The sequence below is a fragment of the Bradyrhizobium sp. RD5-C2 genome, assembly GCF_019972155.1.
Classification (GTDB): Bacteria; Pseudomonadota; Alphaproteobacteria; order Rhizobiales; family Xanthobacteraceae; genus Bradyrhizobium.
In genome coordinates this window covers 20,574-33,684 of record NZ_BOVL01000020.1, presented here as the reverse complement: position 1 = coordinate 33,684, position 13,111 = coordinate 20,574, and the positions used below count along the sequence as shown (strand labels likewise).

Here is a 13,111-nt window from a genome sequence, read left to right as displayed (position 1 = left end):
CTAGTTTCTCCGCCGCAATCGCATGCGGGGAACGGCTTTGACGATCACCATCTACGGCATCAAGAACTGCGACACCATGAAGAAGGCGCGCGCCTGGCTCGACGATCACGGCGTCGGCTATGACTTCCACGACTACAAGACCGCCGGGATCGCCAAGGACAAGCTCAAGCAGTGGAGCGACGAGGTCGGCTGGGAGACGCTGCTCAACCGCGCCGGCACGACCTTCAAGAAGCTGCCCGATGCCGACAAGGAAGGACTGAACGAGCGTAAGGCGCTGGCGCTGATGGCCGAGCAGCCCTCGATGATCAAGCGCCCGGTGCTCGATCTCGGGTCGAAGCGCGTTGTCGGCTTCAAGCCGGATATCTACGCCAAGGAAGTGCCGGCGAAGGCGCGCAAGAAAGGCTGACGCGTTCGGCGCGACCCAGTTTGGGAGTTTGACTCGGCTCCCCGGCGCGCACGGGCAGAAGCGGACATCAACCTGGCAATAGTCCCCGCTGAGACCGTCGAAAATGACCCGCAGCGGACTTGACACAGGCTGGTGTCGCGAGCCTTGTTCCCGATGGTAAAATCTGCTTGTTGAACGCCATGGGCACCGCTCGCAACGTCGAAGGCGATTTTCCCCAAGGTGGGGGCGAAGCTGCCGCACTCATTAGGTCTCTTGACTGGTCCGCCACCAGCTTGGGACCAATCGCGGACTGGCCTGCACACCTCAAGAGTGCAGTCAGCCTTATGCTGCCGGCAAAAGCACAGATAGTGCTGTTCTGGGGGCCGGAGTTTGTGGCGCTATACAATGACGCCTATGCACCGTCGATAGGTCAGAAGCACCCAACGGCTCTTGGACGGCCCGCACGCGAGAATTGGGCCGAGTTGTGGGATGATTTAGAACCGCTACTGAGAGGCGTCCTCAATACCGGCGAAACAGTCTTCGCCAAGGATCGTCCCTTCTACATTGAGCGTCACGGCTACCCGGAAACAGTTTACTTCGACATCTCCTATTCTCCTGTTCAAAAACTGGCGGGCGAAATTGGCGGTGTACTTTGCATCGTCAGTGAGACGACCGAACGTGTAGCTGCGCAAGAGCGCCAACGGCTGCTCGCTCGGGAGGCAAACCATCGCGTAAAGAACATGTTTGCCGTTTTCCAGGGCATCATAAGTCTGAGCGCTCGGTCAGCTCGAACGCCGCAGGAAATGGCTCAATCCTTACGAGGCCGTCTGAACGCTCTCATGCAAGCCAAGGATCTAATCCGTCCCGGGATTATGGGTACGGAGACGCACAGCGAGCGAACGACCGTGGGAGACGTCGTGCGAACGGTCTTGCGACCGTACGAAGATGACACGTCTCGCGAACGCATCATCCTAGGGGGCCCCACTGTGCCCGTGGGTGTTATGGCCGTGACCGGTCTCGCTCTCGCGCTGCACGAAACCACGACGAATGCGGCCAAGTATGGCGCGCTATCGGAGCCGACCGGTTCGATCAGTGTCACATGGGCGACTGAGGGCGACAACTTGCAACTTGATTGGAAGGAAACAGGCGGCCCCGCAATTGTCGCTCCGCCATCAGCCAAGGGCTTTGGGAGCGTGCTTGCCGAGCGCAGCATTTCTGATCAGCTCGGCGGCAAGGTTGAGCACAGTTGGCTGCCGAGCGGGCTCAGGTTGAGGGTTACGGTGCCTTTAGATCGTCTTGCAGTCTGAGGCTTTGCACGGGCCTAGATCAGCTCGACTGAATCATGGCTCGCCGGACGATCCGCCGGCACGAACCTGCGATCGATCACCGCCCGCACGGTGACGACCGGCACGGCCTTCGCCTTCACGCCCATCAGATTGTGCAGCCGAAAGCCGCCCTCGATGCTGATCGCCTTGTACGAGCCGATGATGTGCTCGACGGTGTCGCCGCGTCCGAACGGCAGCAGCAACCGCTCATAGGAGACATCCTTGCCGTCGGCGTCGGTGACCTCCGCAACCGTGTAGGTCGGACGCTTGCGCGCGAGGCAGGCACGATAGGACAGGATCACGCCGGCGTAGCGCTCGGGGCCGATCGCGTCGTCGAGATAGCGGTTGGTGCGCAGCCGCGGCTCGACATGCTCGTTGCCATAGGCCGTCGTCAGCCGCGCACCTTCCTGCGTGATCATGAAGCGTGCGGCGTCGCCGCTGCCGACGACATCAAAACCCATCATGTCGGCCCGCTCGTCGGCGGTGCCGTCGGTGTGGAAATCGCACAGCAGGGGGAGGGTGTCCGGCATGCGCAGCGCGCGCAGCCAGGCGTTCAGCAGCACCCGCTGCGTGATCGATTTGACCACCGATGGATCGGCGCTTCTGAATGGCATGAGCTAGCCGAACTCGAGCACATCCGCGGGCGGGATGCGACCGGGGGCACGGTGGAACAGGTCGCGGTCGATGATCGCGCACAGCTTGAAGTTCGGCAGCGTCTCGTTGCCGCGCATCAGATTGCGGATCTCGAAACTGCCGTTGTCGCTGATCGTCTTAAGCGATGCGACAAGATGCGTGACGGCACCGCCGTCCGAGAACGGCAGCAGCAGCCGTTCATAGGCCACGACGTGACCGTAGATGTCGTCGATATCGGTGATGGTGTAGGCGGGCAGCCGCCGCGCGATGCATTCATGGTAGACCGGCATCACGACCGGCGCGAGCCGCGGTCCGAGATAGTCGTCGAGCAGGCGGCCCTTGCCGCTGTGTCCGTAGGCTGTGGCCATCCGCGTGCCGTCGCTCTCGATCGTCAGTTGCGGCGGCTGCGCTGCCGCATCGACGGTGAAGAACACGGTGTCAGGCAGATCTTCCTCGATCCGCTCCGGCTGAAATTCATCGATCCGCGGGATGGTCTGGCCACGGGCATAAAGTCGCAGCCACGTGTTGAGAAAATCACGTTGCCGGATCGACTTGATGACCGAGGAATTGGTGCTCTCGAAATGCAAGGCCCTGGCCGCCCTTAATACTATGGCGAGAGCTTCGGCGAGAGGCGGAAATATTCTATGAAAAGGAAAGTCAGGAGCAAAACAGCCTTAATGACGGCTTTCCGAGGCGCAAAGCGCGCTCGAAGGCCATTCGACTAAGGATCAACCGGAACTGGTCGTGCCAATACTGCACTGCACAGCTTTCCACCTTGCGTAACCGCCACAGATGACGGCATATTCCGGCCCGGAGGCGACAGGCCCCCGGACGGTTTCCAAGACGTACGGACAACCTGTCGAACATGAAAAAGAGCTGGCCACGCGGGCGACGGGCTTCGCGGCGATGGCGTATGGGGGAATCTATTTGGCCGATGAGTTCATTCTCGAAACCAGCGGATTGACCAAGGAATTCGCGGGTTTCTTTGCCGTTCGCGACGTTGCGCTGAAGGTGCGTCGCGGCAGCATCCATGCGTTGATCGGGCCGAACGGCGCCGGCAAGACCACCTGTTTCAATCTGCTGACCAAATTCCTGAAGCCGACGGGCGGGCAGATTCGCTACAAGGGCCAGGACATCACCGCGATGCCGCCGGCCGACGTGGCGCGGCTCGGGCTGGTCCGCTCGTTCCAGATTTCGGCGGTATTTCCGCATCTGACCGCGCTGGAAAACGTCCGCGTGGCGCTGCAGCGCCAGCACGGCGCGTCATTCGATTTCTGGCGCTCGAAGACCGTGCTCGACCGCTTCAATCCGCGCGCCCATGAACTGCTGAACGACGTCGGCTTGAGCGAATTCGCCAACACCCCGGCGGTCGAGATGCCGTACGGCCGCAAGCGCGCACTTGAAATTGCAACGACGCTCGCGCTCGACCCCGAGATGATGCTGCTCGACGAACCGATGGCCGGCATGGGCCACGAGGACATCGACAAGATCGCCGCGCTGATCAAGCGGATCTCCGCCAAATACACCATCCTGATGGTCGAACATAACCTCTCGGTGGTGGCCAACCTCTCCGACATCATCACCGTGTTGACGCGCGGGCAGGTGCTGGCTGAGGGCAACTACGCCGACCTCTCCAAGGACGAGCGCGTGAAGGAAGCCTATCTGGGAGCGGGTCATGGCTGAGGCAAAACTGGCGGAGAGGCCCGTGGCTGCGGCCGGCGCCGAGGTGCTGACGGTGGGCGACCTGCAGGCCTGGTACGGCGAATCCCACATTCTTCACGGCATCAATTTCAACGTGAGGGCCGGCGAGGTGGTGACGCTGCTCGGCCGCAACGGCGCCGGCAAGACCACGACCTTGAAGTCGATCATGGGCGTCATCAACAAGCGCTCCGGCTCGATCCGTTTCGACAACAAGGAGATCATCCGCGCCACCTCCGACCGCATCGCGCGGCTCGGCATCGCATTCTGCCCCGAGGAGCGCGGCATCTTCTCGAGCCTCGACGTGCGCGAGAATTTGCTGCTGCCGCCGGTGGTGCGTCCGGGCGGCCTGCCGCTCGACCAGATCTTCACGCTGTTTCCCAACCTGAAGGAGCGGCTCAACAGCCAGGGCACCAAGCTCTCGGGCGGCGAGCAGCAGATGCTGGCGATTGCGCGCATCCTGCGCACCGGCGCGCGCTTCCTGATGCTGGACGAGCCCACCGAAGGGTTGGCGCCGGTCATCATTCAGCAGATCGGGCACACCATTGCGCGCCTGAAGTCGCAGGGATTCACTATCCTGCTGGTCGAACAGAATTTCCGCTTCGCCTCGACCGTTGCCGACCGCTACTACATCGTCGAGCACGGCAAGGTGATCGACGGCTTCGCCAATTCGGAGCTGTCGGCCAACATGGACAAGCTGCATACCTATCTCGGCGTCTGAAGTCGCCCGAGCCAGAAAATTTAGGACGAGGGAATACCCTATGAAGAATACGATTTCTGCGCTGCTGCTCGGCACCGCGATGGTGCTCTCCGTTGCAAGTGTCGCCTCCGCTGACGACAAGACGGTCAAGATCGGCGTGTTGTCCGATCAGTCCGGCCTCTATGCCGACCTCGCGGGCCCCGGCTCGACGCTGGCGGCGCAGATGGCGATCGAGGATTCCGGCCTCAAGGCCAAGGGCTGGACCATCGACCTGATCTCCGGCGATCACCAGAACAAGCCCGACATCGGCACCACCATTGCCCGCCAGTGGTTCGACGTCGACAAGGTCGACACCATCGTCGACGTGCCGAATTCCGGTGTCGCGCTCGCGGTCAACAACGTCGTGAAGGAGAAGAACGGCGTCTACATCAATTCGGGCGCCGCGACCTCTGACCTCACCAACGCGCAGTGCACGCCGAACACGGTGCACTGGACCTACGATACCTACATGCTGGCGCACGCCACCGGCCAGGCGCTGGTGAAGGCGGGCGGGGACACCTGGTTCTTCCTGACCGCGGACTACGCGTTCGGCGCGGCGCTGGAGCGCGACACCACCGCGGTCATCACCGCCAATGGCGGCAAGGTGGTCGGTGGCGTCAAGCATCCGCTCAACACCGCTGACTTCTCCTCGTTCCTGCTGCAGGCGCAGGCCTCCAAGGCCAAGATCATCGGTCTCGCCAATGCCGGCGGCGACACCACCAACTCGATCAAGCAGGCTGCCGAGTTCGGCATCGTCAAGGGCGGCCAGAAGCTCGCGGCGCTGCTGCTGTTCCTCACCGACGTCAAGGCGATCGGGCTCGAGACCGCGCAGGGCCTCAACTTCACCGAGACGTTCTACTGGGACTTGAACGACAAGACCCGCGCCTTCTCGAAGCGCTTCTCGGAGAAGATGAAGAGCGGCGCTCCCCCGACCATGGTGCAGGCGGGCGTCTATGCGGGCCTGCTGCATTACTTCAAGGCACTGGAAGCGCTCGGTGGCAATCCGCATGACGGCGCCAAGGTGGTCGCGAAGATGAAGACCATCCCGACCGACGATCCGCTGTTCGGCAAGGGCGAGGTCGAGGCCAACGGCCGCGTCACCCACGACGCCTATCTGTTCGAGGTGAAGAAGCCCTCGGAGTCCAAGGGACCCTGGGACTTCTACAAGCTGGTCGGCACCGTGCCGGGCAACCAGGCCTTCACGCCGCTCGACAAGAGCACCTGTGCGCTCCTGAAGAAGTAACGATCATGCCCGCCGGCCATGGGCGTGGCCGGCGGGCTTCATCTATCCAGCGAAAGCTCATTCGATGCAGGCTCTCTACGCACAGCTTCTGGTGGGACTGATCAACGGCTCGTTCTACGCGCTGCTCAGTCTGGGGCTCGCCGTCATCTTCGGCATGCTCAACATCATCAATTTCGCGCACGGCGCGCTCTACATGATGGGCGCCTTCGTGGCGTATTTCCTGCTCAACCTGGGCGGCATCAACTACTGGTGGGCGCTGCTCATCGCACCCGTCATCGTCGGCATTTTCGGCATGATCCTCGAGCGGACCATGCTGCAATGGCTCGCCGGCCTCGACCATCTCTATGGACTGCTGCTGACCTTCGGCATCGCGCTGATCGTGCAGGGCGTGTTCCAGAACTATTTCGGCTCCTCGGGCCTGCCTTACTCGATCCCGGATCAGCTCAAGGGCGGCGTCAATCTCGGCTTCATGTTCCTGCCGATCTATCGCGGCTGGGTCGTGATCTTCTCGCTGGTGGTGTGCCTTGCCACCTGGTTCCTGATCGAGAAGACGCAGCTCGGTGCTTACTTGCGCGCGGCCACCGAGAACCCGACGCTGGTGCGGGCCTTCGGCATCAACGTGCCGCGCATGATCACGCTGACCTACGGGCTCGGCGTCGGTCTTGCCGCGCTCGCCGGCGTGCTGTCGGCGCCGATCAACCAGGTCCGCCCGCTGATGGGCGCCGATCTCATCATCGTGGTGTTCGCGGTGGTCGTGATCGGCGGCATGGGCTCGATCATGGGCTCGATCATCACCGGCTTCGCGCTCGGCGTGATCGAGGGACTGACCAAGTATTTTTATCCCGAGGCCTCCAACACCGTGGTGTTTGTCCTGATGGTGGTGGTGTTGCTGGTGAAGCCAACGGGACTGACGGGACGGGCGGCCTGATATGTCAGCATTGACCGACGATACACTTCCGGTGACGCCGCGCGCGATGCGCGACGAGATGATCGTATTCGCCGTGATGGCCGTGCTGCTGGCCGTGGTGCCGTTCACGGGGATCTATCCCTTCTTCGTGATGCAGGCGCTGTGCTTTGCGCTGCTGGCCTGCGCCTTCAACCTTCTGATCGGCTATGGCGGCCTGCTCTCGTTCGGCCACGCCATGTTCCTCGGCACCGCCGGCTACGTCTCGGCGCATGCGCTGAAGGTGTGGGGGCTGCCGCCGGAGCTCGGAATCGTCGCCGGCACCGCCGCGGCGGCCTTGCTCGGCCTCGTCACCGGCTTCATCTCGATCAAGCGGCAAGGCATCTATTTCTCGATGATCACGCTGGCGCTGTCGCAGCTGCTTTACTTCCTCTATCTGCAGGCGCCGTTCACCCACGGTGAAGACGGCATTCAGGGCATTCCGCAGGGGCACCTGTTCGGGATCTTCGACCTGTCGAAGCCGACGGTGCTGTACTACGTCGTGCTGGCCGGATTCCTCGGCGGCTTCCTGCTGATCTACCGCACCATCAACTCGCCGTTCGGCGAGGTGCTGAAGGCGATCCGGGAGAACGAGCCGCGCGCGATCTCGCTCGGCTACAAGACCGACCAGTACAAGATGCTGGCCTACATCCTGTCGGGCACGCTGGCGGGCTTTGCCGGCTCGCTGAAGGTGTTCGTGGCGCAGAATGCCTCGCTCACCGACGTGCACTGGTCGATGTCCGGTGAGATCGTGCTGATGACGCTGGTCGGCGGCCTCGGCACCATCTTCGGCCCGGTGGTCGGCGCGTTCGTGATCATCGCCATGCAGCAATATCTCGCCGGTTTCGGCCAGTGGGTGACGGTGATCCAGGGCGTGATCTTCGTGGCCTGCGTGCTGCTGTTCCGGCGCGGCTTGGTCGGCGAGCTGGCCCACCTGCTGCGGCGGTCGCTGTAGGGCAGGGCACGCGATTTTCGGCCGACTTTAGCGGTGGACGACCGCCCATTGGGGCGGTCGGTCGGGGTATTTTCCCAGGCAGATGCTCTATGACAGTTCTGTGACAGTCGCTAAAAGGGCTGTCCCTGAATGATGGAATAGAGACATGCTGCGCTGGTTTCGCGCCTTTCTGCCCAAGGAAGAGCGGTTCTTCGAGCTGTTCGCCCGACACGCCCAGACCTCGGTAAAATGCGCGCTGGCGCTGCAGGACATGCTGAAGGGCGGCGAGGAGACCCCGGTCTTCTGCCAGCGCGTCAACCAGTTCGAGAACGACGCCGATAGCGTTACCCGCGAGGTCCTGACCGCGGTTCGCCGCACCTTCATCACCCCGTTCGACCGCGGCGACATCAAGAACCTGATCACCGCGATGGACGACGCGGTCGACCAGATGCAGGCGACCGCCAAAGCCGTCATGCTGTTCGAGGTGCGCGAGTTCGAGCCGCCGATGCGCGAGATGGGCGGCCTGATCGTCGAATGCGCCAATCTGGTCATCCGCGCGCTGCCGCTGTTGCAGGCGATCGGCCAGAACGTCTCGATGCTGACCCAGATCACCGAGGAGCTGACCAAGCTCGAGGGCCGAGTCGACGATCTCCAGGATATCGGGCTCAAGGAATTGTTCCTGAAGCACCGCAACGCCAACGCGATGGACTTCATCGTCGGCGCGGAGATCTACGATCACCTCGAGAAGGTGGCCGACCGCTTCGACGACGTCGCCAACGAGATCAACTCCATCGTCATCGAGCAAGTGTAGGTCGGGGACATCACGTGGACACCACGCTGGGTCTTCCGGTCCTGACCATCCTGATCGCGGTCGCGCTGCTGTTCGACTTCCTGAACGGCCTGCACGATGCCGCGAACTCGATCGCGACCATCGTCTCGACCCGCGTGTTGCGGCCGCAATATGCGGTGTTCTGGGCAGCGTTCTTCAACTTCGTCGCCTTCGCGGTGTTCGGCCTGCACGTCGCCAACACCATCGGCACCGGGATCATCGACCCGTCGGTGGTGGACGCCACCGTGATCTTCGCCGCGCTGGTCGGCGCGATCGTCTGGAACGTGATCACCTGGGCGCTCGGCATTCCCTCGTCGAGCTCGCACGCACTGATCGGCGGCCTGGTCGGCGCCGGCATGGCCAAGGCGGGCATCTCGGCGGCGGTGTGGAGCGGGCTCACCAAGACCTTGCTCGCCATCGTGCTGTCGCCGCTGGTCGGCTTCCTGCTGGCGCTGGTGCTGGTTGCGATCGTGTCCTGGCTCTCGGTGCGCTCGACGCCATTCGCCGTCGATCGCGCCTTCCGGATACTGCAATTCGCCTCGGCGTCGCTCTATTCGCTCGGCCATGGCGGCAACGACGCGCAGAAGACCATGGGCATCATCGCCGTGCTGCTCTACTCGCAGGGCCATCTCGGCGACACGTTCGAGATTCCGTTCTGGGTGGTGCTGGCCTGCCAGAGCGCGATGGCGCTGGGCACGCTGATGGGGGGCTGGCGGATCGTGCGCACCATGGGGCTGCGGATCACCAAGCTGACGCCGATGCAGGGCTTTTGCGCCGAGACCGGCGGCGCCGCCACGCTGTTCATCGCGACCTATCTCGGGGTCCCGGTATCGACCACCCACACCATCACCGGCGCCATCGTCGGCGTCGGCGCGGCACGGCGGCTGTCCGCCGTGCGCTGGAACGTGGCGAGCTCGATCGTCTACGCTTGGGTGATCACGATCCCGGCCTCGGCCGCGGTTGCGGCCGCGACCTATTGGGCGGTGCAGGTTCTCAGATAATTACCCGACCAGCTTCAAGCCGACGATGCCGGACACGATCAGCCCGATGCTGGCCAGCCGCATCGCGGTCGCGGGTTCACCGAGCAGGATGATGCCGAGCGCCGCGGTGCCGACCGCGCCGATCCCGGTCCAGACCGCGTAGGCGGTTCCAATCGGCAGCGTCTTCAGCGCGATGCCGAGCAGGATCACGCTGCCGGCCATCGCCGCGAGCGTCAGCACCGACGGCACCAGCCGCGAGAAACCCTCGGTATATTTCAGCCCGATCGCCCAGCCGATCTCGAGCAGGCCTGCGGTGAACAGAATGGCCCAAGCCATAACGAACCCTCCAGATAAGGCAGGGTCGTCCCCGCGGATGGTATGGTGAGGAAAAGGTCGTCTTTCCCGTGCTTATATGTGGGTGGTGCGGCCATTCCGCATTGCGACAAAACGCCCTTGATTGCGCCCGTTTTCCCTGCCAAACGCTGCCCCGCCATGTCCGACATCTCAGTTTCAGCCGAATCGCCGTCCCGCTCGCCGCTTTCCGAGGAAGTGGCGCGACGGCGCACCTTCGCGATCATCTCGCACCCGGACGCCGGCAAGACCACGCTGACGGAAAAGCTGCTGCTGTTCGGCGGCGCCATCAACCTCGCGGGCCAGGTCAAGGCCAAGGGCGAGCGGCGCAACACGCGCTCGGACTGGATGAAGATCGAGCGCGAGCGCGGCATCTCTGTCGTCACCTCGGTGATGACCTTCGAGTTCAACGATCTGGTGTTCAACCTGCTGGACACGCCGGGCCACGAGGACTTCTCGGAAGATACCTACCGCACACTGACCGCGGTCGATTCCGCGGTCATGGTGATCGACGCCGCCAAGGGCATCGAGGCGCGCACGCGCAAGCTGTTCGAGGTGTGCCGGTTGCGCGACATCCCGATCATCACCTTCATCAACAAGATGGACCGCGAGAGCCGCGACACGTTCGATCTGCTCGACGAGATCGAGAAGACGCTGGCGCTCGACACCACGCCGATGACCTGGCCGGTCGGCCGCGGCCGCGACTTCCTCGGCACCTATGACGTCGTCAATGGCGGCGTGCGGCTGCTCGAGGGCGGCGGCGCCAAGACCGGCGCCACCGAGCAGATCGACATCGCCGATCTCGGCAAGCGCAACCCCAATCTCGACGTCGCCGAGGTCAGGGATGAGCTCGCGCTCGCGTCCGAAGCCTGCAAGCCGTTCGAGCTCGCGGCATTCAGCGAGGGCCATCTGACGCCGGTCTATTTCGGCAGCGCGCTGCGCAATTTCGGCGTCGGTGACTTACTCGAGGGCCTCGGCAAGTTCGCGCCGGCGCCGCGTGCGCAGGATTCCGATCTGCGCAAGGTCGAGGCGGCAGAGCCGCGCATGAGCGCGTTCGTGTTCAAGATCCAGGCCAACATGGATCCGAACCACCGCGACCGCATCGCGTTCGCCCGGCTGTGCTCCGGAAAACTCACCCGCGGCATGAAGGCCAAGCTGGTACGAACAGGCAAGAACATGAGCCTGTCGAGCCCGCAATTCTTCTTCGCGCAGGACCGCTCGGTGGCGGACGAGGCGTTTGCCGGCGACGTCGTCGGCATTCCCAACCACGGCACGTTGCGGATCGGCGACACCCTGACCGAGGGCGAGGATCTGACCTTCGTCGGTGTGCCGAGCTTCGCGCCGGAAATCGTCCGCCGCGTCCGCCTGACCGATGCGATGAAGGCGAAGAAGCTGAAGGAAGCCTTGCAGCAGATGTCGGAGGAGGGCGTCGTGCAGGTGTTCCGTCCACGCGACGGTGCGCCGGCGCTGGTCGGCGTGGTCGGTCCGCTGCAGCTCGACGTGCTGAAGGCGCGGCTCGATGCCGAATATTCGCTGCCGGTCGAGTTCGAGATCTCGGAGTTCTCGCTGGCGCGCTGGATCTCGTCCGACGACCGCAAGAAGCTGGAGGCCTTCGTCGCCGCCAACAATTCCGGCATCGCCGACGATGTCGACGGCGATCCGGTGTTCATGGCCAAGAACGAGTTCTATCTCGGCTACACCCGCGAGCGCGCCGAGGGCATCACCTTCTCCAACGTCAAGGACGTGAAGAAGAAGGCGTAGCGCCGCCACATACTCGGTGTCGTCCCCCGGCACGACCGGGGGACCCAGTACGCCGCGGCTTCTCCGTGACTCACTGCCGTCTCTGGGATACTGGATCGCCCGGTCGAGCCGGGCGATGACACCGAGGTTGGGGCGAGCGCAAGGAAGTGAACGCGGCCCCGCTTGCCGCGGTCCGGCCGCGGTACCATTTTCACGGGAACGCATCCCGGGTCCAACCGCATGTTCCGACGCGTCGTCATTTGCCTCGCTATCGCCGTGGCCCTTGCCCTCGCGGGCACTGCCGGCGCGCGACAGCGGCAGCAGACCAACCCGGTGCCGTTTGCACACACGCCCTGCAGCGTGCTCGACTATGGGCCCTGCATCCCGTCCTATTGCAGCGTGTTCAACCACGGGCCCTGCCTGCCCGAAATCAATTATCCGTACGGCGAAAATCTGCAGCTCACGATCCTGACGGTGCCGCCCGAGGGGCAGGCCGAGAAGTACCGCAGGCCGGACCATGATCTCGATACCATCGGCGATCTGTTCGCCGCGCTGCGTTCCTGCTGGGCGCCGCCGCCGCCGGACGATGCGCGCGAGGGCATGCAGATGTCGGTGCGCTTCAGCTTCAAGCGGACCGGCGAGATGATCGGCATGCCGCGCCTGACATTCGCGACGCGAGGCATCCCGGCGGATACCCGCACGATCTACCTCAACGCGATCAACGCCTCGCTCAGTGCCTGCCTGCCGCTGAAATTCACCGGCGGGCTCGGCGGCGCGCTGGCCGGCCGGCCGATCATGATCCGCTATGTCGACAATCGCGAACTGGCGAAGCCAACCGGCAATCCGTGACCCGCCACCCGGCGTGGCGCATTGCCACCCGCCCGGCGAAGATGTTAGGCGAGGGCAGCAATCAATCAGGGAGGAACATCGTGGGACTTCTCGTCATGATCCTGGGTCTCGTGCTGTTCCTTGGTATCCATGTGCTGACCAGCCTGCGCGAGATGCGCGCCGGCATTGTGAATGCGATGGGCGAGGGGGCCTACAAGGGCGTCTATTCGCTGGTGTCGTTCGCCGGTCTCGCGCTGATCATCTGGGGCTTCGCCCACTACCGCGCGACCGGGTGGATCGACGTCTGGACGCCGCCGACCGCGTTCAAGCACATCACGGTGGCGCTGATGCTGCCGGCCGTGATCCTGGTGGTGGCCGCCTATATCCGCGGCCGCATCTACACCACGCTGAAGCATCCGATGCTGGCGGGCGTCAAGCTGTGGGCGTTCGCGCATCTGCTCGCCAATGGCGATCTCGGCTCGA

Annotated in this window: 15 protein-coding genes; 12 read left to right on the top strand and 3 right to left on the bottom strand. The window is 63.6% G+C overall.

Annotated features, from left to right (window positions below; translation table 11 throughout):
* The first annotated feature begins 37 nt into the window (after positions 1-37).
* A complete protein-coding gene (locus BraRD5C2_RS25060) occupies positions 38-406 on the top strand; it encodes an ArsC family reductase (RefSeq protein WP_223972693.1) in 369 nt (122 codons plus the stop codon).
* A 119-nt stretch (positions 407-525) separates the two neighbouring features.
* Positions 526-1,692, top strand: a complete 1,167-nt coding sequence (locus tag BraRD5C2_RS25055) for an HWE histidine kinase domain-containing protein (protein ID WP_223972691.1) — start codon at positions 526-528, stop codon at positions 1,690-1,692.
* Positions 1,693-1,706: 14 nt separating this feature from the next.
* On the opposite strand, the gene BraRD5C2_RS25050 is transcribed toward BraRD5C2_RS25055, so the two are convergent.
* Positions 1,707-2,324, bottom strand: coding sequence for a hypothetical protein (locus BraRD5C2_RS25050; RefSeq protein ID WP_223972689.1), 618 nt, complete (start codon positions 2,322-2,324; stop codon positions 1,707-1,709).
* A 3-nt stretch (positions 2,325-2,327) separates the two neighbouring features.
* Positions 2,328-2,930: a PAS domain-containing protein gene (locus tag BraRD5C2_RS25045; protein ID WP_223972687.1), complete on the bottom strand. Its 603-nt coding sequence runs from the start codon at positions 2,928-2,930 to the stop codon at positions 2,328-2,330.
* A gap of 340 nt (positions 2,931-3,270) precedes the next feature.
* Between BraRD5C2_RS25045 and BraRD5C2_RS25040 the strand changes: the two genes are divergently transcribed.
* From BraRD5C2_RS25040 to BraRD5C2_RS25010, 7 genes are all read left to right on the top strand, one after another.
* On the top strand, positions 3,271-4,026 hold the full coding sequence (locus BraRD5C2_RS25040; protein WP_097675648.1) for an ABC transporter ATP-binding protein: 756 nt from the start codon (positions 3,271-3,273) through the stop codon (positions 4,024-4,026).
* Positions 4,019-4,762 carry an ABC transporter ATP-binding protein gene (locus BraRD5C2_RS25035; RefSeq protein ID WP_223972685.1) on the top strand — a complete coding sequence of 248 codons (744 nt, stop codon included), beginning with the start codon at positions 4,019-4,021 and terminating at the stop codon, positions 4,760-4,762. Before BraRD5C2_RS25040 ends, BraRD5C2_RS25035 begins: the two co-directional genes overlap by 8 nt.
* A gap of 40 nt (positions 4,763-4,802) precedes the next feature.
* Positions 4,803-6,023, top strand: a complete 1,221-nt coding sequence (locus tag BraRD5C2_RS25030) for an ABC transporter substrate-binding protein (RefSeq protein WP_223972683.1) — start codon at positions 4,803-4,805, stop codon at positions 6,021-6,023.
* Between the two features lie 64 nt (positions 6,024-6,087).
* Complete coding sequence (locus tag BraRD5C2_RS25025) at positions 6,088-6,951, top strand: branched-chain amino acid ABC transporter permease (RefSeq protein ID WP_050406473.1); 864 nt, start codon at positions 6,088-6,090, stop codon at positions 6,949-6,951.
* A gap of 1 nt (position 6,952) precedes the next feature.
* Positions 6,953-7,921: a branched-chain amino acid ABC transporter permease gene (locus BraRD5C2_RS25020; protein WP_223972681.1), complete on the top strand. Its 969-nt coding sequence runs from the start codon at positions 6,953-6,955 to the stop codon at positions 7,919-7,921.
* 145 nt (positions 7,922-8,066) lie between these two features.
* Positions 8,067-8,711: a DUF47 domain-containing protein gene (locus tag BraRD5C2_RS25015; protein ID WP_223972679.1), complete on the top strand. Its 645-nt coding sequence runs from the start codon at positions 8,067-8,069 to the stop codon at positions 8,709-8,711.
* A gap of 14 nt (positions 8,712-8,725) precedes the next feature.
* Positions 8,726-9,730, top strand: coding sequence for an inorganic phosphate transporter (locus tag BraRD5C2_RS25010; RefSeq protein ID WP_223972677.1), 1,005 nt, complete (start codon positions 8,726-8,728; stop codon positions 9,728-9,730).
* On the opposite strand, the gene sugE is transcribed toward BraRD5C2_RS25010, so the two are convergent.
* A complete protein-coding gene (gene sugE, locus BraRD5C2_RS25005; protein WP_092113374.1) occupies positions 9,731-10,045 on the bottom strand; it encodes a quaternary ammonium compound efflux SMR transporter SugE in 315 nt (104 codons plus the stop codon).
* A 156-nt stretch (positions 10,046-10,201) separates the two neighbouring features.
* Here sugE and BraRD5C2_RS25000 point away from each other — a divergent pair, with 156 nt between their 5' ends.
* From BraRD5C2_RS25000 to BraRD5C2_RS24990, 3 genes are all read left to right on the top strand, one after another.
* Positions 10,202-11,821 carry a peptide chain release factor 3 gene (locus tag BraRD5C2_RS25000; RefSeq protein WP_223972675.1) on the top strand — a complete coding sequence of 540 codons (1,620 nt, stop codon included), beginning with the start codon at positions 10,202-10,204 and terminating at the stop codon, positions 11,819-11,821.
* 219 nt (positions 11,822-12,040) lie between these two features.
* Positions 12,041-12,649, top strand: coding sequence for a hypothetical protein (locus BraRD5C2_RS24995; RefSeq protein WP_223972673.1), 609 nt, complete (start codon positions 12,041-12,043; stop codon positions 12,647-12,649).
* A gap of 80 nt (positions 12,650-12,729) precedes the next feature.
* Positions 12,730-13,111 (top strand): NnrU family protein (locus BraRD5C2_RS24990; RefSeq protein WP_223972671.1); only part of this gene is annotated, 382 nt, incomplete at its 3' end.

Coding starts and splice junctions, on each gene's coding strand:
- BraRD5C2_RS25030 (WP_223972683.1), top strand. CDS start 4,803: ATGAAGAATACGATTTCTGCGCTGCTGCTCGGCACCGCGATGGTGCTC.
- BraRD5C2_RS25035 (WP_223972685.1), top strand. CDS start 4,019: ATGGCTGAGGCAAAACTGGCGGAGAGGCCCGTGGCTGCGGCCGGCGCC.
- BraRD5C2_RS25050 (WP_223972689.1), bottom strand. CDS start 2,324: ATGCCATTCAGAAGCGCCGATCCATCGGTGGTCAAATCGATCACGCAG.
- BraRD5C2_RS25020 (WP_223972681.1), top strand. CDS start 6,953: ATGTCAGCATTGACCGACGATACACTTCCGGTGACGCCGCGCGCGATG.
- sugE (WP_092113374.1), bottom strand. CDS start 10,045: ATGGCTTGGGCCATTCTGTTCACCGCAGGCCTGCTCGAGATCGGCTGG.
- BraRD5C2_RS25000 (WP_223972675.1), top strand. CDS start 10,202: ATGTCCGACATCTCAGTTTCAGCCGAATCGCCGTCCCGCTCGCCGCTT.
- BraRD5C2_RS25025 (WP_050406473.1), top strand. CDS start 6,088: ATGCAGGCTCTCTACGCACAGCTTCTGGTGGGACTGATCAACGGCTCG.
- BraRD5C2_RS24995 (WP_223972673.1), top strand. CDS start 12,041: ATGTTCCGACGCGTCGTCATTTGCCTCGCTATCGCCGTGGCCCTTGCC.
- BraRD5C2_RS25015 (WP_223972679.1), top strand. CDS start 8,067: ATGCTGCGCTGGTTTCGCGCCTTTCTGCCCAAGGAAGAGCGGTTCTTC.